General features: G+C 70.4%; 21 protein-coding genes. 13 read left to right on the top strand and 8 right to left on the bottom strand.

The window, feature by feature from the left end; genetic code table 11:
- Positions 1–13 precede the first annotated feature (13 nt).
- Positions 14–1,102, bottom strand: a complete 1,089-nt coding sequence (locus ACZ5C2_RS16145; protein WP_468790810.1) for a DUF3344 domain-containing protein — start codon at positions 1,100–1,102, stop codon at positions 14–16.
- Between the two features lie 321 nt (positions 1,103–1,423).
- Here ACZ5C2_RS16145 and ACZ5C2_RS16150 point away from each other — a divergent pair, with 321 nt between their 5' ends.
- From ACZ5C2_RS16150 to ACZ5C2_RS16160, 3 genes are all read left to right on the top strand, one after another.
- Positions 1,424–1,624 carry a hypothetical protein gene (locus ACZ5C2_RS16150; RefSeq protein ID WP_468790812.1) on the top strand — a complete coding sequence of 67 codons (201 nt, stop codon included), beginning with the start codon at positions 1,424–1,426 and terminating at the stop codon, positions 1,622–1,624.
- Positions 1,621–2,064, top strand: coding sequence for a hypothetical protein (locus ACZ5C2_RS16155; RefSeq protein WP_468790814.1), 444 nt, complete (start codon positions 1,621–1,623; stop codon positions 2,062–2,064). Before ACZ5C2_RS16150 ends, ACZ5C2_RS16155 begins: the two co-directional genes overlap by 4 nt.
- A 159-nt stretch (positions 2,065–2,223) precedes the next feature.
- Positions 2,224–2,496 (top strand): hypothetical protein, encoded by a 273-nt coding sequence (locus ACZ5C2_RS16160; protein ID WP_468790816.1) that lies wholly within the window; start codon positions 2,224–2,226, stop codon positions 2,494–2,496.
- Positions 2,497–2,698: 202 nt separating this feature from the next.
- Here the strand turns inward: ACZ5C2_RS16160 and ACZ5C2_RS16165 are convergent, their stop codons facing one another.
- Positions 2,699–2,938, bottom strand: coding sequence for a chaplin (locus ACZ5C2_RS16165; protein ID WP_468790818.1), 240 nt, complete (start codon positions 2,936–2,938; stop codon positions 2,699–2,701).
- Between the two features lie 314 nt (positions 2,939–3,252).
- Between ACZ5C2_RS16165 and ACZ5C2_RS16170 the strand changes: the two genes are divergently transcribed.
- From ACZ5C2_RS16170 to ACZ5C2_RS16185, 4 genes are all read left to right on the top strand, one after another.
- Positions 3,253–3,522: a hypothetical protein gene (locus tag ACZ5C2_RS16170; RefSeq protein ID WP_468790820.1), complete on the top strand. Its 270-nt coding sequence runs from the start codon at positions 3,253–3,255 to the stop codon at positions 3,520–3,522.
- Between the two features lie 110 nt (positions 3,523–3,632).
- Positions 3,633–3,902, top strand: a complete 270-nt coding sequence (locus ACZ5C2_RS16175; RefSeq protein WP_468790822.1) for a hypothetical protein — start codon at positions 3,633–3,635, stop codon at positions 3,900–3,902.
- A gap of 206 nt (positions 3,903–4,108) precedes the next feature.
- Positions 4,109–4,378, top strand: coding sequence for a hypothetical protein (locus ACZ5C2_RS16180; RefSeq protein WP_468790824.1), 270 nt, complete (start codon positions 4,109–4,111; stop codon positions 4,376–4,378).
- Positions 4,379–4,521: 143 nt separating this feature from the next.
- Positions 4,522–4,800, top strand: a complete 279-nt coding sequence (locus tag ACZ5C2_RS16185; RefSeq protein WP_468790826.1) for a hypothetical protein — start codon at positions 4,522–4,524, stop codon at positions 4,798–4,800.
- A gap of 67 nt (positions 4,801–4,867) precedes the next feature.
- On the opposite strand, the gene ACZ5C2_RS16190 is transcribed toward ACZ5C2_RS16185, so the two are convergent.
- Positions 4,868–5,836, bottom strand: coding sequence for an alpha/beta fold hydrolase (locus ACZ5C2_RS16190; RefSeq protein ID WP_468790828.1), 969 nt, complete (start codon positions 5,834–5,836; stop codon positions 4,868–4,870).
- A gap of 202 nt (positions 5,837–6,038) precedes the next feature.
- Here ACZ5C2_RS16190 and ACZ5C2_RS16195 point away from each other — a divergent pair, with 202 nt between their 5' ends.
- The gene (locus ACZ5C2_RS16195; RefSeq protein WP_468790830.1) at positions 6,039–6,980 is read left to right on the top strand and encodes an NAD-dependent epimerase/dehydratase family protein; all 942 of its coding nucleotides are present in this window, start codon (positions 6,039–6,041) and stop codon (positions 6,978–6,980) included.
- A gap of 71 nt (positions 6,981–7,051) precedes the next feature.
- Positions 7,052–10,495 (top strand): aminotransferase class I/II-fold pyridoxal phosphate-dependent enzyme, encoded by a 3,444-nt coding sequence (locus ACZ5C2_RS16200; RefSeq protein WP_468791039.1) that lies wholly within the window; start codon positions 7,052–7,054, stop codon positions 10,493–10,495.
- A 48-nt stretch (positions 10,496–10,543) separates the two neighbouring features.
- On the opposite strand, the gene ACZ5C2_RS16205 is transcribed toward ACZ5C2_RS16200, so the two are convergent.
- Together ACZ5C2_RS16205 and ACZ5C2_RS16210 are read right to left on the bottom strand one after the other, a co-directional pair.
- A complete protein-coding gene (locus ACZ5C2_RS16205; RefSeq protein WP_468790832.1) occupies positions 10,544–10,693 on the bottom strand; it encodes a hypothetical protein in 150 nt (49 codons plus the stop codon).
- 104 nt (positions 10,694–10,797) lie between these two features.
- Complete coding sequence (locus ACZ5C2_RS16210; protein ID WP_468790834.1) at positions 10,798–11,529, bottom strand: response regulator transcription factor; 732 nt, start codon at positions 11,527–11,529, stop codon at positions 10,798–10,800.
- A 427-nt stretch (positions 11,530–11,956) separates the two neighbouring features.
- On the opposite strand from ACZ5C2_RS16210, the gene ACZ5C2_RS16215 reads away from it, so the two are divergent.
- Genes ACZ5C2_RS16215 through ACZ5C2_RS16225 form a run of 3 tightly spaced genes read left to right on the top strand, consistent with a single transcriptional unit; the run spans position 11,957 to position 13,588 of the window.
- Positions 11,957–12,244, top strand: coding sequence for a hypothetical protein (locus ACZ5C2_RS16215; protein ID WP_468790836.1), 288 nt, complete (start codon positions 11,957–11,959; stop codon positions 12,242–12,244).
- Between the two features lie 5 nt (positions 12,245–12,249).
- Complete coding sequence (locus tag ACZ5C2_RS16220) at positions 12,250–12,411, top strand: hypothetical protein (RefSeq protein WP_468790838.1); 162 nt, start codon at positions 12,250–12,252, stop codon at positions 12,409–12,411.
- A 22-nt stretch (positions 12,412–12,433) separates the two neighbouring features.
- Positions 12,434–13,588, top strand: a complete 1,155-nt coding sequence (locus ACZ5C2_RS16225; protein ID WP_468790840.1) for a sensor histidine kinase — start codon at positions 12,434–12,436, stop codon at positions 13,586–13,588.
- Between the two features lie 12 nt (positions 13,589–13,600).
- Here the strand turns inward: ACZ5C2_RS16225 and ACZ5C2_RS16230 are convergent, their stop codons facing one another.
- Both ACZ5C2_RS16230 and ACZ5C2_RS16235 read right to left on the bottom strand, forming a co-directional pair.
- Positions 13,601–13,729 carry a hypothetical protein gene (locus ACZ5C2_RS16230; RefSeq protein ID WP_468790842.1) on the bottom strand — a complete coding sequence of 43 codons (129 nt, stop codon included), beginning with the start codon at positions 13,727–13,729 and terminating at the stop codon, positions 13,601–13,603.
- Between the two features lie 189 nt (positions 13,730–13,918).
- Positions 13,919–14,932 (bottom strand): RNA polymerase subunit sigma-70, encoded by a 1,014-nt coding sequence (locus ACZ5C2_RS16235; RefSeq protein ID WP_468790844.1) that lies wholly within the window; start codon positions 14,930–14,932, stop codon positions 13,919–13,921.
- 82 nt (positions 14,933–15,014) lie between these two features.
- Here ACZ5C2_RS16235 and ACZ5C2_RS16240 point away from each other — a divergent pair, with 82 nt between their 5' ends.
- Complete coding sequence (locus ACZ5C2_RS16240) at positions 15,015–15,470, top strand: hypothetical protein (RefSeq protein WP_468790846.1); 456 nt, start codon at positions 15,015–15,017, stop codon at positions 15,468–15,470.
- 66 nt (positions 15,471–15,536) lie between these two features.
- Here ACZ5C2_RS16240 and ACZ5C2_RS16245 read toward each other — a convergent pair whose 3' ends face one another.
- Positions 15,537–15,773 carry a hypothetical protein gene (locus tag ACZ5C2_RS16245; protein ID WP_468790848.1) on the bottom strand — a complete coding sequence of 79 codons (237 nt, stop codon included), beginning with the start codon at positions 15,771–15,773 and terminating at the stop codon, positions 15,537–15,539.
- Between the last annotated feature and the right edge of the window lie 345 nt (positions 15,774–16,118).

Raw genomic sequence — 16,118 nt, forward strand, 5'->3', positions numbered from 1 at the left:
GAGGGCGGCGGACTCACCGACGTGCGTCGACGGCGGCGAAGAACACGCCCGCCCACGCGGCGTCCCGCTGGGAGGTGAGCCGGAAGGTGGCCCGGTCACCGGCGTTCGGCAGGCCCCGTCCGAGGTCGAACACATCGGAGTCGTAGCCGAGGGTGTTGGCGTACGCCGGAACCCGTGCCGGGACCGCGCCCCGGGGGTCGGAGATGGTGGAGTTCAGGACGTCGTCGACCGGATTGGCCCCGTCGCCGAGCGCGACGGCCGGGGCGTCGCCCGCGGTGAGGACGAGGGAGTCGCCGGTGGTGCCGCGGTCGCCGTTGTAGGCCACCATCCCCACCCGCCCTCCGGCGCCCGCGGCGACCGGCAGGTCACGCAGCGGGAACCGGGCGCCCTCGCGGGAGCCCAGTGGCGCGAAGCCGTCCCAGACGGCGAGGTGGCGCAGCGGTTCCGCCGCGTTCTCGTACGCCACCACCAGTGTCCAGCCGCCCCAGCCGCCGGCCGTGGACCTGCCGCCGGCCACATTGAGCTGTGCCACCGTGTACAGGCCGGGCGCGCTGTCCCGCACCAGCCGGGTCACGTCAGCGGAGGCCTGGAAGGCGTCCGCGCCGTCCGCCACGCGGTGGCCCACGACGGTGTCCGCGAGCAGTTCCTTGTAGTCCCCGCCGGGTTCGGCGACCAGTACCCGCTCGTTGTCCGCGGCGGGCTTCTGCTCGCCCACGAGCAGGTTGCCGCCCCAGTACAGGCGGGCGTACGTCACCCGGGAGCCGGCGGGCAGCCGGACCTCCGCCCGGGAGGAGTTGTACGTGTGCGGGTCGCTGTCGACGTCGATGTAGCCCATGTCGAAGTCGCCGTTCACCGCGTGCGCGCCCGCCTGGGCGTCGCGGCACGAGGACGCCTGCGGACGGCAGGTGGCGGAGGAGTTGGCCGCGCGCACGATGTTGCCGTGCTGGAGGGCCCGGTAGCGCTGGCCGAAGGCGACGCTGTCGGCCTCCGGTGCGGGTGCGACCGGTGCGGCGGCCGCGGGGCCGCAGGGGGCCCACAGCGCGGCAAGGGCGAGAACGCCCACCGTCGCACGGCGAAGCAGCTGACCCAGGGTTTGGCGCATGACCGTCGGAGCCTTTCGGAACAGGTGGCGGCGGCAGGCAGCGGCGACGAGTGCGATGCGTCCGCCCATGAGGGTGCTTCGGAGGGTCGCAACTCTAGTCACCAAACGGACAAATTCACTGAAACTCGACTGAGGGTGGCAAGTGTGTTGAAATTGTGAAGCGGGGTGTATGGCGTGCGTCGCCCGGCACACGGCCTCATCCGGCGGGATGCGCAGGGGCGTGAAGGGACGGGGAACCGAAAGGCGCACTCCCGGTTGCGGCGGACCTCGGGGCCTCACACCGTGAGCTCGAGATCCGAGGCCCGCGAAAGGAACACCTCCATGCGCGTTCTGCCGGTACGGCGCACCGCACTCGGCAGCCTGTGCGCCGCCCTTCTGGCCGGAACCACCGGTCCCGCCGCCCTGGCGAGCGACGCGGCCCACGAGCGCGACCGGGCGGCCTCGTCCGCCGCGTCGCTCGCACAGGTCCAGAACGCCGACGCGCGCACAGGAGTGACCTCTCCCCGGTCGTCGACCTGGTGAGGGCGGTACTCGAGTCGGACGACGGTCAATTGCCCCCCGACCGGGCCGGAGAACTCGGCGACGCCGCGCGGGCCGCCGTGGCCCCGGCGCCGGGCGTGCTCCTGTCGGCAGCCGGGAGCACCGACCTCGCGGACGGCGCGCTGGGTGCCGTACGGGAGGCCTTCGACGGCCTCCTCGACCTGCTGCCGCCCAACTGCGACACCTCGGCCGCCGACCAGGAGTCAACGGCGGCCGAGGGTCAGGAGTCAACAGCGGCCGAGGGTCAGGAATCCACGGCCGCCGACGACCTGCTGACCCGGATGGACGCCCTCATCGACGCCCTCGTCGGCGCCGACCCCGAGGTGTCCACCCTGCCCGCGCCGGCCGAGGCGACGCCGTCGGCGTCCACCGCCCCGGCCACGCTCCCCGCACTCACCTCGCTTCTGCTGCCGGGTTCCTGAGCCCCGTAACGGAGCGGTATTCACCCCGTCAATCGTTCTTGGATCTCATATGAGGACTTGGCAATCTTCAGCTTCCCGGTTTCCGCTCCAGCCGGGGATCGTTGAGCACGGCGACAGAATTCCCCTCCGGCGCCCCGCGGTGCCGAAGAAAGGAACACGATGAAGTCCCTGAAGGCTGCCGCCGTCCTTGCCGGGTCCCTGATCGCCGCCGGTGTCGCCGGGCCCGCGTTCGCCGCGGACTCCACCGACCTGGCGTCCACCGGCCTCGACACCGGTCTGCGCACCGCGGTCCCCTTCGAGCTCATGCCGCTGTACGAGTCCGACTCGCTCGTCGACTCCGAAGAGGACTCGCTGCTCGGCACCACGAAGGAAGCGGCCGCCGTCGTGAACGAGGCCAAGCCGGTGCACGGTGACGTGGGGCTGCGCGCCTGAAATCAGTACCGCGGAATGCGGCCCCCGGTTTCCACCGGGGGCCGCATTCCGTTTTTCCGCCCCGGTCGAATGGGCGGGCCGTGACGGGGCGGAATAGGGAGGGTTGTGACACGCGGGCACGGCAAGAGCCCCGGCGCGCAAGGCGGCCGGGGCTCCCGGGGTACTACGACGGACGTCCGTAGCCGTAAGTCCCAGGGGTGTGTCAGTGGTTCACGCAGACGTTGCCGGCAGCCGGGTTCAGGAAGCCGATCACGTTGACGGTGTTGCCGCACACATTGACGGGAGCGTGGACGGGAACCTGGACCACGTTGCCGGACGCGAATCCGGGCGAGTGGACCGCCGCACCCTCGGCACCGGAGTGAGCCGAGGCCATTCCGGCGCCGCTGAGCACCACGGCGCCCGTTCCGAGAGCCACGGTGGCAGCCTTCGCGATGCGAGACATCACGTTCTCCTTACTGGTCTGGTAAACGCGGCAGCAACGAGCGGCCGCACTCCCCGCTCAACGCGGAACACCGGCCCGAGTCACGGTGATTGTCCCGGGATCACTCTTTGGTCCACCTTTGTGGTGAACGTCGACCGCGGCACGCGTTGCCGTGCGGCCAACCGGTGCGGCTCTGCAGGGCATTGACCTGCATCTTCACGAGGATCACACGCATTTGGGCGTTTCGGCTGTTAAAAGTCGCGAAGCTCCCTTATGTTGGCAACCGTCAGTGACTGATCCTTTACGGATCGTGTCCACTCGAGAACGGAGAGGTAATGCGCAAGTACCAGAAGGCCGCTGTCGTCATGGCCATGCTCGGCAGCGTCGGCTTCCTTGGCGCCGGCACCAGCTTCGCCGGCGACCACCCGGAGTTTGAGCTCAACAACAAGCAGACGACGACCTGCGCCCAGGACAACTCGGTTCAGTCGCTCATCTCCATCGACGACGTCAACGCCGGTGTCGGGGCGCTCCTCGGACTCGGCAACGCGGAGAACACCGAGGTCAACTCGGTTGCCTGCTCCTCGAACCTCGGCATCGCCGGCTGAGTAGTCGCTGATAGGTGAACCGGGCGGGATCCGGGGCGCGGCCCACGCGCTGCGGACTCCGGGTCCGCCCGGCCCGCTCGGCCATTCCACGACCGGCAAGGAAAAGGTTGATGTTCCAGTCGAAGAAAATTGCGGTGGCGGGCTTGCTGGGTGGTCTCGCCCTGATCGGTCTCGGTGCCACCCAGGCTGTCGGCGCCGAAAGCCCGGGCGCGTGCACGGAGGACGGCAAGGGTCATATGCGCTGCCTGCAGACGAGCGAGCACCGACTCGTCGAGAAGGGTGGAACGGTCCGGGTCGACAACGCCACGTCGCAGAGCTGCTCCGGCAAGGGTGAGCTCACCTGTGCCAGCACGCTCGTCGTCGGCGGCGAGCAGTCCTGACGGTACGGCGACGTGTAACGGCGTCGTTCGATCACCGAATTGCCGGGCTGATTGTGTGAAATGGCGACAGCAATGCGAAGTGTCTTTCTCTGCCATGTGAATACCGTTCGGCGTTTCGCTATCAATTGACGCAAAGGTCGCCCTAGTTTGGCGACTGCAACTGACCGGTCCGTCCCGGATCGCGTCAATTCGAGAATGGAGAGATAATGCGCAAGTTCCAGAAGGCCGCCGTCGTGATGGCCATGCTCGGCAGCGTCAGCTTCCTCGGTGCGGGCGTGAGCTTCGCGGGTGACGAGCCGGAGGCGGAGCTCAACAACAAGCAGACGACCACCTGCTCGCAGGACAATTCGGTCCAGTCGCTCATCGCCATCGACGACATCAACCTGGCGATCGGCATCCTGGGCCTCGGCAACGCGGAGAACCAGGAAGTGAACTCCGTGGAGTGCGCCAGCAACCTCGCCCTCGGCGGTGAGTGATCACCATCCGGTGATCTAGGCAGGCTCCGGAGTCCGGTCGCATGCGATCGGGTTCCGGGCCTGCCCGCTTCGTTGGCCGTCCCGGCATCCGGAACGGGCCCGCCGTTCCTTCGCGGCGCGCCCGAGCGTTGAGGAAAAGGCAGATGTTCAAGTCGATGAAGATCACGGTGATGGCGGGAGTTCTGGGGAGCTCCGTGCTGATCGGCCTCGGCGCCGCTCAGGCCCTCGCCGCTGAGGGCCCCGCCAAGTGCGCCGACGACGGCAAGGGCAACGTGCGCTGTGTGGACGTGAGCGAGCACCAGCTCACCAGTGACAGGTACGGAACGATCCACCTTGTCAACGACGTGACGCAGAGCTGCTCCGGTGAGGGCGCGAAGGTGTCCTGCGTGACCAGCGTCGCCGCCGACGGCGGGAAGGGCTGACGTCATCGCGTTCATGAGGGAGGGCTGGAACCCGGGAGCGGGTTCCAGCCCTCCCTCATGAACGCGGTCAGACCGGCGCGGGAGCGCGGCCGGTGCACAGGACCTCGACGGGGGTGCAGTACGGCAGGTCGTCGACGGGGCGGTCGGTGCAGAAACGGGCGATCAGGTCCGCGGATTCCTGTCTGCGCTCCACCGTGACCAGATGGTCCGCCTCCCTGACGGTGGTGAACAGTGCTCCGGGCATCGTCGCGGCGAGTTCGCGGCCCATCTGCGGGGTGCACAGGGTGTCGTACTCCCCGGTGAACACCAGGGACGGCACGGCGGGCACGGGCAGGGAGCGGTAACAGCCGTGCGTCACCAGCCTGGTGTTGTGCTCGACCGCCTTGCGGATCTCCTCCGGCGTCTGGTTCATGAACTGCTGCTGGAGCAGCCGGGCCACGGCCGCGTGCCTGCGGACCTTGTTGGCCCCCGGGTTGGACATGAACAGCCGTACCAGTCCGTCGGCGGCCTGCGTGATGTCACCCCGCCCGAGCGTCTGCGACAGCCGCGGCACGGCCTCGCTGTAGAGCTCGGGAAGGCGGATCGCGGCACCGGCGAAGAGGATGCGCCTGACGGACTCCGGGTGGCGCTGCGCGAAGCGGAGGCCGACGACCTCACCGAAACAGCCGCCGAACAGATTCACCCGGGGTACCGCGATGTCCGTCAGCATGTGCTGGACCGCGTCGGCCAGGAAGTCGATGTCATAGCGTGCCGGAAGGAAGTCCGAGCCGCCGTAACCGGGAAGGTCGACGGTGATCAGCGTGCACAGCGGCGCCAGCCACCTCTCGTGGCTCTGCCAGGAGTACCGGTTCTGCGACGAGCCGCCGAGCAGCAGCAACGGCGCGGTCTGCGGAACCCGTTGATGGACGATCCGGCACGTGTACGCGAAACCCCCGAAGGTGAGCCCTCGTTCCTCCACCTGCTCCGGCGCTGGGGGGAGGGGCCCGGAGCGCCCCGTGCGGGGCGGGTCCTGGGCGGCGATGACGGCAGTGCGCATGAGCGGCTCCGGGAAGGGCGCAACGACGGGGAACCGCTCCATGATTACCAGGAAGCACCCTTTTAGGATGCAATCACCCCATCATGGGCGATCCGGTGAAAATAGTGTGTGGGGAAGAGGTGGAGGGTCGGTGCCGGCGGCATAACCGTGGGCACTTCTGAGGCCACAGTGAAGCCTGGGGTTCTCGCGCTAGTGTGCGAGGATGAGTCATTCTGTCGTCGTAGGGTTAGGGCCCGCCGGGGCGGCCACCGCACGGCTGCTGGCCGAGAAGGGGCATGCGGTGCTGGCCGTCACCAGGTCGGGCCGGAGCCCGGAACCCGGTATCGAGCATCTCGCGCTGGACGCGACGGACCGCGAGGGACTGATCGCCGCCACGCGGGGCGCGGCCGCCATCTACAGCTGTGCCGCACCGCCTTACGCCCGCTGGGCGAGCGACTGGCCGCCACTGGCCTCGGCCCTGTGCGCGGCCGCCGAGGCGACCGGGGCCGTCCTGGTGATGCTGGGCAACCTCTACGGCTACGGCCCGGTGGACGGTCCCCTGACCGAGGACCTGCCGCTCGCGGCGACCGGCCGCAAGGGGCGGGTACGTGCCGCGGTGTGGGAACAGGCCCGGCACCTGCACGAGCAGGGCCGTATCAAGGCGGTCGAGGTGCGCGCCTCGGACTTCTTCGGTCCCGGTGTGACCGACGGCGGGCATCTGGCCGCGAGGGTCATGCCCCGTCTGCTGCGCGGCAGGCCGGTGTCCGTGCTCGGCGATCCGGATGCCCCGCACAGCTGGACCTACCTCCCCGATGTGGCCAGGACCCTGGTCGAGGTCGCGGGTCAGGAGCGGGTCTGGGGGAGGGCGTGGCACGTCCCCACCGAACCGGCGCTGTCCACCCGGGAGATGGTCGGCCGTCTCGCGGACCGGGCGGGTGTGGGACCGGTAGCGGTGCGCAGGGTGCCGCCGGCCGTCCTGGGGGCCGCGTCGGTCTTCTCCCCGCTGCTCCGCGAACTGCGGGAGGTCCGGTACCAGTTCGACCGGCCGTTCGTGGTCGATTCGAGTGCCGCCGAGGCCGCGTTCGCGATCCGGGCCACGCCCGTCGACGAACAGGTCGAGGCGACGGTGGACTGGTGGCGGGACCGCCGGGCGCCGCAAGTGTGACATCCGAGACAGCGGAGGAATCACCAGTGAAGACACCGGGGGTGCGGCGCGATGACGTCGCCATTGTGGGCATGGCCTGCCGGTTTCCGGGGGCGCGGAATGTGAATGAATACTGGCGGCTCCTGATGAGCCCCCGGCCGCAGTTCTCCACCGTTCCGGACACGCGGTGGCGCACCGCCGGCTTCCTCAGCGACAGCGCCCGCGACACGTCCGCGGCCTACACCGACACCATGGCGATGCTGCCGGACGTGGGCCACTTCGACCCGGTGCACTACGGCATCCCGCCCCGGCGGGCGAGGGCGATGGACCCGCAGCACCGGCTGCTGATCGACCTCGCCCGTGAGGCGATCCAGGACACGGGGTGGGAGACCGAGGGCTTCGACCGGGAGGAAACCTCGGTGATCACGTCGCTCGGCGAGAGCGGCTACCGGGAACTCAGCACCATGGACATCCGCGCCCGCCAGCTCGCCGGCGGAGAGTTCGGGACACCGGCGAGTGATCCCCGGCTGTCCGAGTCGGTCCGCGCGGTCGACCGGCTGCACGGCTCGTCAGTGGCCGGCCTGCTGCTCAACATGGGCCCGAACACCGTAAGTTCCGTCTTCGACCTGCACGGGGAGAGCTACGCGCTGGACGCAGCGTGTTCCGGCGGGCTCATGGCCGTGGCCAACGCCGTCTTCGCGCTGCGTGCGGGCCGCTGCCGTATCGCGGTCGCCGGCGGGGCCCAGCTGATCCTCGCCCCGGACCTGCTGGTGGGGCTGTGCCGGATCGGTGCCGTCTCACGCAGCGGCACGTGCAGGCCGTTCGCCGGCGGGGCCGACGGGTTCGTCCTGGGCGAGGGAGCCGGGGTCCTGGTCCTGAGGCCACTGGCCGACGCGCTGGCGGCCGGCGACCGGGTCTACGCCGTGATCCGGGGAGTGGGAACGGGCAATGACGGGACCGTGCCGGGCGGGATGGAACCGCAGCTGGCGGGCCAGGTGCGGACCCTGCGCAGGGCCTACCGCGACGCCGGCTTGAACCCGGACGAGGTGGGCTACCTGGAGGCGCACGGCACCGGGACCAAGGCCGGTGACCCGGTCGAGGTCGCCGCCCTGCGTGAACTGCGCGGTGACCGGGGCGCGCCCGCCTTCCTCGGCGCGGTGAAGGCGGTGGTCGGGCACTCGCTCGGCGCCGCCGGAATGGCCGGGCTCATCAAGTCCGTCCTGGCCGTGCACCGGGGAGTCGTACCGCCGCAGCCGGAGTTCGAGCCGGCCGACCCGTCCGGGCTCGACGCCGCGCGGCTCACCGTTCCGACGGCACCCGCCCGGTGGCCCGAGGCCGGGCAGCCGCGCCGGGCCGGGGTCAGCGCCTTCGGCTTCGGCGGCACCGGGGTGCACATGGTGGTGGAGGAGTGCGCCACGGCACCGGAGCGCCCGGCACCGGACGGGGAGCCGCACCTGCTGGTGCTGAGCGCCCGCGACCGTGCCGGGCTGGCCCGGTACGCGCGCGAGCTGTCGCACACCATCACCGGCGACCGCCTGCCGCTGGCCGCGGTGGCGGACACCCTGGCCCGCCGGGCACCCCTGGCCGAGCGCCTTGCCCTGGTGGCGGAGGACGCCGATGACGCCGCCGCCAAGCTGGCCGCGGCGGCCGCGGCCGTGGCGGCGGGCCGTACCGGAGAGCTCGGACCGGGACAGGTGACCGGTTCCGTTCCGCCCGGTGAGTCGCCCCGGGTGGCGGTTCCACAGCCCGGCTCGCTGGACACCGCAGCGCGCCGGGCCGAGCTCGCCGGGCTCGCGGAGCGTGCCGTCATGGGCGCCGGGATCCGTCCGGTGACGGAGCGAATACCTCCGTGCACGCTGCCACCGAGTCCGCTCGCCCCGCGCCACCACTGGGTGGTGGACGAGTCGGCCCGCGAACTGGTGGGGCAGGAACCGGTGGTGCCGGTGGAGCCGCCCCGGGTGCCGTCCGGGGTGCCCGCCACGCCGGGCGCCTCTTCGACCTCAGCCTCTTCGACCTCAGCCTCTTCGACCTCAGTCTCAGCCTCCTCCGCCTCCGCCGTCGTGCGCGAAGAGGTGTCGCGGATCGGCGTCTTCCCCCTCTCGGGGCTGAGCGAGCGGGCGGCCCTGGTGAGGGACCTCGGCTTCGACTCGCTGATGCTGCAGGAGCTGGAGGTCGGCATCGGCAAGCGCGTCGGAGGCTTCACCACGGACGAGATGTACGGGCCGGACCTCACCGTCGGCCGGCTGATCACGCTGGTCGAACCGCACATCACCCGGCCGCCGGCGCCCGGTGAGGCCCCGCCCCGGGACGTACGGGCGGACTGGTCGGCCGATACCGAGCGCGTGGACGACTTCCCGGAGGTACGGCAGTTCGAGGAGCGGCTGCGTCTCGTCGCCGGCAGCGGCGCGGATTTCCCGTACTTCCGCGTCCACGAGGGCAACATCCGTGACACGACCATGGTCGGCGGCCGGCGGTACCTGTCCTTCGGCAGCTACAACTACCTGGGGCTCTCGGGGCATCCGGTGGTCAACGAGGCCGTGCACCAGGCGGTGGACCGGTACGGGTCCTCGGTGTCGGCCAGCCGGATGCTCTCCGGGGAACGGGACCTGACCGTACGGCTCGAGCGGGCACTCACCGGCTTCCTCGGCGTCGGGGACTGCCTGGTGCTGGTGAGCGGCCACGCCACCAACGTCACCGCGATCGGGCACCTCGTGGGCGCGAGCGACCTCGTGCTGCACGATGCGCTCGCCCACGACAGCATCATCCAGGGCTGCGTCCTGTCCGGAGCGACGCGACGGCCGTTCCCCCACAACGACATGGGGGCACTGGAGGAGATACTGCGGCACAACCGGTCCCGCTTCCGTCGGGTGCTGATCGTCGTCGAGGGCGCCTACAGCATGGACGGCGACCTGGCCGACCTCCCTGGCGTGATCGAGCTGAAGAAGCGGTACGGGGCCCTGCTGATGGTCGACGAGGCGCACAGCATCGGAACGGTGGGCGACAACGGCGGCGGTGTCGGCGAGTTCTTCGGCGTCGACCGGGCCGATGTGGACCTGTGGATGGGAACCCTCTCCAAGGCCTTCGCCAGCTGCGGCGGTTACCTCGGCGGTTCGTCCCGCATGGTGCGGTGGCTGCGGCACACGCTGCCGGGCTTCGTCTACAGCGTCGGCCTCAGTCCGGCCAACGCCGCGGCGGCCTTGGCCGCAACGGAACTGATCGTCGCCGAACCGCACCGGGTGCGCGCGCTGCGGCGGAACGCGGAGCTCTTCCTGGGCCTCGCCGACGCCGCCGGGCTGGCGACCGGGGCCAGCGCCGACACACCGATCGTGCCGTGTGTCCTCGGATCCTCGGCGAGGACCCTGCGCGTCGCGGACCGGCTGTTCGAGCGAGGTGTCGTCGTCGACCCCATCTTCCACCCGGCCGTGGAGGAAGGGCTCGCGAGGCTGCGGTTCTTCATCACGAGCGAGCACGGTGAGGACGACATCCGGCGGGCCGTGTCGGTCCTGGCGGAGGAGGTGACGGCGGCCGGAGGATGAGCGGACGCCGTCACATCAGGGTGCGTTTCGATCCGGCGGAGCCCGGCGTCACCTCGGGTGAGCGGGCGCCGGGCCCGGTTCCCCGTCCGGTGGTGCGCCGTAGCGGCTCTCGGTGCCGGGCACCTGCTGGGAGAGCGGACAGGCGATGACCGCCGCATCCTGTTCCTGGACGTCGTCGTGGGCCGCGCGCAGGAGCATGCCGCGCACCAGGCCCCGTAACCGGCTCCGCCGCCACGCGCGACCGGGCGGCGACGAGCGCCTGACACGGCGCAGTCCCGCCCCACCGGCCCGGCCCTGAACATTCAGGGCTTGGCCAGTCCCTGCTGGAACGCGTAACGCACCGCGTCCGCCCGGTTGCGTGCGTCGATCTTGGCGAACGCGTTGTTGATGTGCGTCTTGACGGTCGTCTCCTCGATGAACAGCGAGGAGGCGATCTCCGTGTTGCTCAGCCCTTCCGCGATCAGACACAGCACCTCGGACTCCCGGTTGGTCAAGCCGTCCGGAAAGACCCGCCGGGCGGGCCGCTCCTTCGTCGAGGGGGCCGCCCCGGCCTCCGGCGCCTCCGCTGCCTCCGGCCGCGCCCGCGGCGGCGCGGAGAGCGCGGCGGCGAGCCGGCGGGTGATCGTCGGGTCGAACGTGGACTGCCCGAAAGCCGAGTTGCGGATCGCCATGGCGATCTGGTCGCGGTTGGCGTCCTTGGTGAGATAGCCGCGCGCCCCCGCGCCCAGCGCCGCGGCGATCGACTCGTCGTCGGCGTACGTGGACAGCGCGAGCACGGCCACCTCCGGATGGTCGGCCAGGATGCGCGCGGTCGCCTCCGCGCCCCCCATCCTGGGCATCCGCAGATCCATCAGCACCACCTGCGGGCCGGCCTCCGCCACCATGCGCACCGCCTCCGCACCGTCCGCGGCGCCGCCGACGACCTCGATGTCGTCCATCAGCTCCAGGAGGGACATCAGCCCCTCGCGGACGAGGTGCTGGTCGTCGACGACCAGCACCCGCACCGGACCGGCCGTGTGTTCTGTCCTGCTCACTCGAAACCCCCGAGGTAGTGCTTCGGCCCGGGGCAGGCTCACCGCGCGCAGCGACGAACCCATCCTCCGTCATGACGAAGGGCACGGCCCCGCGGCTCCCCGCGGACGGCTGCGACCCCCGGGAGCCGCGGGCCCGCGCCCGTGTCCGTACATGATGGCCTGCCAACACCTTTCGGCTGAAGGCAGTTCGCCGCCAGGCGCAGCGCACGGCACACCTCGGCCGCCGTGCCGCAGGCTCGTCGACACCAGCGGGGCGGCGGTGGTCGTCGCCGGCGTCGTGCCGTAGCCGGCGCACGTCCCGCGCGCACCCCACCCCGGTGGAAACGGGCACGGAGGCCGGTTCTCCGCCCCGATCTCCACCGCCGGGTGGGTTTCCCCTGCCGCGGACGTCCCTAGCCTCGGGGCATTCGCCCAAAGGAGTGCTGACATGCAACTGGCCCTGGACTTCGACACGGTCATGACCGTCATGCTGGTCCGCTTCGCCCTGGTGGTGGCGGCCGTCTCCGTGCTTCTGGTCATCGGGTTCGCCATCGTGATCGTCCTCAAACGCAACGGCCGGGCCGGCGACGTGACCAGGTACGTCGGGCCCGTCGCCCGTGCCCTGCGCCAGAGCCGGTCCCTGAACGGCGGGCGCTACGGTCGGACGCCCGGCCTGCGCCGGCGCACGCTGCTCTCCGTACTGGACCGCCTCGGGCGTGAGGGGAACCACAGGTGATGTCCATGCCCGCCACGACCGTCCTTGCCGCCTCGGACGACGAGAAGGACGAGATCCTGCACCATCTCATCCGCGACCACCTGTGGAAGGTCGGTATCGTGGCCGTCGCCGCGGTGGTCGTCCTGACCGCCATGGTGATCATTTACAAGAAGGTCGGCATCAAGTAGTCAACCTTCCGGAGCCGCAGGCATGACAACGACGCCCGAAGGCGGCCACTTCATCGACCGGCTCGCGCCGGGATGGCTGGTCATCCAGTTCCTGGGCACGGGGATGCTGGTGGTGGCGCTGGTCACCGCCCGTGAGGACTCCCTGTGGATCTGGGGCGTCTACGCCTTCACCGTCATCACCTGGACCCTCTTCATCGCCCTCCACCCGCGGCATCCGGGCCGTGCCGCGGTCATGCTGGCCGCCAGCGCGCTGCTGCCGGCCCTGGCCGTCGGCGCCGCGGACGACTCCACCGCCGTCCTCCTGCTCTGTGTGGTGCTCGGCCGGTTCACCTCGCTCACCGCCCCGTCGGGTCGGCTGATCGTCGGCGTGACCGCGGTGTGCCTGGTGCTGACCTGGACCAGCTGCACCGTCGCCGACCGGCCGCTCAGCGACGTACTGGGCTATCCGCTGCTGATCCTGGTGATCACGCTGATCAGCCTGAACCGGCGGCAGTCGCAGCTGCGCGCCGAGCAGGCCGAGCAACTGCTCGACCAGACGCGGCTGGTGCAGCAGGAGCAGGCCCGCGCCGCGGCCTTCGCCGAACGCACCCGGATCGCCCGGGAGATGCACGACGTCCTCGCCCATTCGCTCGGCGCCCTGTCGGTCCAGCTGAAGCTGGCCGAGGCACTCATCGAGAAGGGCGACACGGAGACGGCCCTGGCCCGGGTCAGGCGCTCGAACCGGCTCGCGGTCGAAGGGCTCACGGAGGCCCGCAACGCGGTCGCCGCACTCCGCGGTGACGTGCCCTCACTTCCCGTGGCACTTGGGGAACTCGTCTCCGCACACCGCGCCAGTCACCCCGGAGAGGTGCTGCTGCGCATCACCGGTGAGACGCGCCCTCTGGAGCCGGCCGCCGCGGTGTCCCTCCTCCAGGCCACCCGCGAGGCACTCACGAACGCGGCCAGGCACGCGGCGGGGGAGAGGGTGGAGATCTCACTGGGCTTCGCCGTCGGCGTCGTACACCTCAGGGTGGAGAACCGCATCCCGCGCGAGAGCCTGCCGGACGCCGGCCACCGTGTTCCGGGCTACGGGCTGACGGGGATGCGGGAGCGGATCGCGCTGGTCGGCGGCACCCTCGCCGCGGCCAGGGAGGACGAGCACAGGGCCTGGGTGGTCACGGCCGAGGTCCCTGCCTGAGCGGTTGGAACGTCAGAACTCGATCTCGTTCAGCAAGCCGGCCAGGGACGTGGTCCCGTCCAGCGGCCACCGGCTACGTTGCTCGTCAGCCAGACGGAGATGGTCGAACGTCAACCCGTACGGCACCTTCCGCCTGGACATGGACAAGCGCCTCGACCTGGAATCCACGGTGCCCCGCCCCCGCACCTCGTCGGTAGGACCGGCCCCGGCTCGCCGTCACGTAGCTCCAGCTGCACCCGGCCACGGGTGACGACGCAGAACGCGTGGTGCCATTCCTCCGCGATCACGGCGATGCGTGCGCCGGCGCGCAGCGCGAGCGTTTGCACCGGGTTACTCGGTGCCGTCGGCCGGCAGTCGCTCCGGCAGTCCGAGCCGCGGGAACTGGTCGTCGTGGAACGTGGTGATCTCGGTGATCGTCCCGCCGGTAACGCGCAGGACGTCGATCGTCAGCGGCAGGTACGCGCCCTCGGACTGCTGCCAGAGGTAGAAGGCCAGGGCGGGCTGCCGGTTCACCGAGGTGCGAACGGCGCGCAGGCCGGTCATGCCCTCGAAGCCGCTCTCGGTCAAGAAGTTCACCACCGCGTCACGGCCGACGTACAGGCCGGGCGTGGGCGGCATCGAGAAGCGGACGTCGTCCCGCAGCATCGAGGCGAGCGCCTTGACGTCCGTGGCCACGCTGGCCTCGGTGTAGCGGTGCACCAGCTCACGCGTGGTGGCGTCCTCCTCTCCGCCGGTCCAGTCCTGCCGCTCCGCGGGCAGGTGCTCCCTCATCCCGGCCCGGGCGCGTTGCAGCGCGCTGTTCACGGAGTTGACGGAGTCGCCGAGGAGTTCCGCGACGTCCTTCGCCGGCCAGCCGAGCACGTCCCGCAGGATCAGCACGGCCCGCGGGCGCGGCGCGAGGTGCTGGACCGCGACCAGGTAGGCCAGCTCGATCGTCTCCCGCGCGACGGCGACGGTCTCCGGCTCGTCCGCGTCACCCGCGGGGAGTTCGTCGAGCAGCCGGTCCGGGTAGGGCTGCAGCCACCGCGCCTCGCCGCCGGTCGCGGGCTCGGGGCGGCGCCTGGCGAGCAGGTCCAGGCAGGCGTTGGTGGCGATCCGGTACAACCAGGCCCGGAACGTCGACCGCCCCTGGAAGGTCTCCCGCCGCCGCCAGGCACGCAGGAACGTCTCCTGCACGGTGTCCTCGGCGTCCTCGAACGACCCGAGCATCCGGTAGCAGTGCACGTGCAGCTCCCGCCGGTGCCGCTCGGCCAGCCCCGAAAACCCCGACTTGTCGGCCTCACCCGGACCACGCGTACCCAGCCCGCTCATACCCAGCTCCTCCAGCATGGTGTCCGCGCTCATCACGTCATCCTTCCGTCTCACCCTGTCCGGTCATACATGTGACGGATGCGGTCGCGAAAACTCATCACCAGGGTCGGTCGGCATGGCTGAGCAGCCGGCATGCCCCGCCATCCAGGCCGACGACGTCTGCCCGCTACCCGACTCCTGGTCGGCTGCCCGGTGCGTCATGGCTGAACTGGCACCGCGCGGAGTTCTGCGGGTCGGGGACCGGATCCGGTTCGAGGGCCGGAACCGGCAGGTCATCGGGCTGGAGGGAACGGCCTTGCGGCCGCTCAGCGACGAGGGCGATGCCGGCGTCATGGCCGCTGGCTACGTGAAGGCGGCCGCCAATTTCGAGGGGATCACGATCAAGCTCACCTCCGACGAGGCACTTGTCCTATCGGACTGGCTGGAGCGAGTTCAGATGACGGATCTCAGCCGTCTGGTCGGCGATCCGGCCGCATGGGCCCCGATCCACACGCTTGTGTGGACGTTGGACAAGTCGCTTCCCGGGATCTTCGCTGCTGACTGTGCGGAGCGTCTCGACGCAGCACGGTGAACCGTTCGGAGTTCACCACGACGCTCGGACCAGAACGCAACCCGGTGAACCTGTGCGGTCGGAGCGCTAGCAGGTGATCGACTTGGTGGGGCCGGTCCTGCTGTCGGTGTTCTCCCCGTCGATCCATACCCGCCAGGTCTGAGTACCACTGCACCTGGCCGGCAGGGAAATGTTGCCGGAGCTGTCCCCGCTGGCGTCCCAGCCGTCGCTGTTCGCGGTGTACCAGATCCCCAGGACCTTGCGCTGAATCTTGATCTTCATGTCACCGCAGCCGCTGCCGGTCCAGGCACCGTATCCGGTCACCCAGGAATCTCCGGTGGAAGCTCCGGTCTTCAGAACATTGCCGGCCGTTACGCTGCAGGAGGCTGCGGCAGCCGGTGACCCTCCCGCGAGGAGGAGCCCCCCGGCCATGACAGCACCGAGCACAGCGGACACAGTCCTGTTCTTGAAGTTACGCATAGTGATTCCCCTTACGAGCAGTGTCGTGAACGGCAGAGAGCAAGACGACTTCGTGACACACGCTCCGCCGCCGAAGCTCACGTGGCAGTCTGCTGAGCTTCCGGCCCAGGGTGTACCTGCAACGTTTCAGGTTGCGTCGGACACGGCCACAACCGGCCCGAACCAGAGGGCCTCATTCGGAATACGGAT

It is taken from the genome of Streptomyces sp. NPDC031365 (assembly GCF_055569765.1).

What these genes read in the sequence shown, in the direction of transcription:
- ACZ5C2_RS16170 (WP_468790820.1), top strand. Translation starts at nt 3,253, where the DNA reads ATGCGCAAGTACCAGAAGGCCGCTGTCGTCATGGCCATGCTCGGCAGC.
- ACZ5C2_RS16230 (WP_468790842.1), bottom strand. Translation starts at nt 13,729, where the DNA reads ATGTCCAGGCGGAAGGTGCCGTACGGGTTGACGTTCGACCATCTCCGT.
- ACZ5C2_RS16160 (WP_468790816.1), top strand. Translation starts at nt 2,224, where the DNA reads ATGAAGTCCCTGAAGGCTGCCGCCGTCCTTGCCGGGTCCCTGATCGCC.
- ACZ5C2_RS16185 (WP_468790826.1), top strand. Translation starts at nt 4,522, where the DNA reads ATGTTCAAGTCGATGAAGATCACGGTGATGGCGGGAGTTCTGGGGAGC.
- ACZ5C2_RS16225 (WP_468790840.1), top strand. Translation starts at nt 12,434, where the DNA reads ATGACAACGACGCCCGAAGGCGGCCACTTCATCGACCGGCTCGCGCCG.
- ACZ5C2_RS16145 (WP_468790810.1), bottom strand. Translation starts at nt 1,102, where the DNA reads ATGCGCCAAACCCTGGGTCAGCTGCTTCGCCGTGCGACGGTGGGCGTT.
- ACZ5C2_RS16180 (WP_468790824.1), top strand. Translation starts at nt 4,109, where the DNA reads ATGCGCAAGTTCCAGAAGGCCGCCGTCGTGATGGCCATGCTCGGCAGC.
- ACZ5C2_RS16205 (WP_468790832.1), bottom strand. Translation starts at nt 10,693, where the DNA reads ATGCTCCTGCGCGCGGCCCACGACGACGTCCAGGAACAGGATGCGGCG.
- ACZ5C2_RS16200 (WP_468791039.1), top strand. Translation starts at nt 7,052, where the DNA reads ATGGCCTGCCGGTTTCCGGGGGCGCGGAATGTGAATGAATACTGGCGG.
- ACZ5C2_RS16175 (WP_468790822.1), top strand. Translation starts at nt 3,633, where the DNA reads ATGTTCCAGTCGAAGAAAATTGCGGTGGCGGGCTTGCTGGGTGGTCTC.
- ACZ5C2_RS16235 (WP_468790844.1), bottom strand. Translation starts at nt 14,932, where the DNA reads ATGAGCGCGGACACCATGCTGGAGGAGCTGGGTATGAGCGGGCTGGGT.
- ACZ5C2_RS16165 (WP_468790818.1), bottom strand. Translation starts at nt 2,938, where the DNA reads ATGTCTCGCATCGCGAAGGCTGCCACCGTGGCTCTCGGAACGGGCGCC.
- ACZ5C2_RS16195 (WP_468790830.1), top strand. Translation starts at nt 6,039, where the DNA reads ATGAGTCATTCTGTCGTCGTAGGGTTAGGGCCCGCCGGGGCGGCCACC.
- ACZ5C2_RS16220 (WP_468790838.1), top strand. Translation starts at nt 12,250, where the DNA reads ATGCCCGCCACGACCGTCCTTGCCGCCTCGGACGACGAGAAGGACGAG.
- ACZ5C2_RS16215 (WP_468790836.1), top strand. Translation starts at nt 11,957, where the DNA reads ATGCAACTGGCCCTGGACTTCGACACGGTCATGACCGTCATGCTGGTC.
- ACZ5C2_RS16240 (WP_468790846.1), top strand. Translation starts at nt 15,015, where the DNA reads ATGGCTGAGCAGCCGGCATGCCCCGCCATCCAGGCCGACGACGTCTGC.
- ACZ5C2_RS16190 (WP_468790828.1), bottom strand. Translation starts at nt 5,836, where the DNA reads ATGCGCACTGCCGTCATCGCCGCCCAGGACCCGCCCCGCACGGGGCGC.
- ACZ5C2_RS16150 (WP_468790812.1), top strand. Translation starts at nt 1,424, where the DNA reads ATGCGCGTTCTGCCGGTACGGCGCACCGCACTCGGCAGCCTGTGCGCC.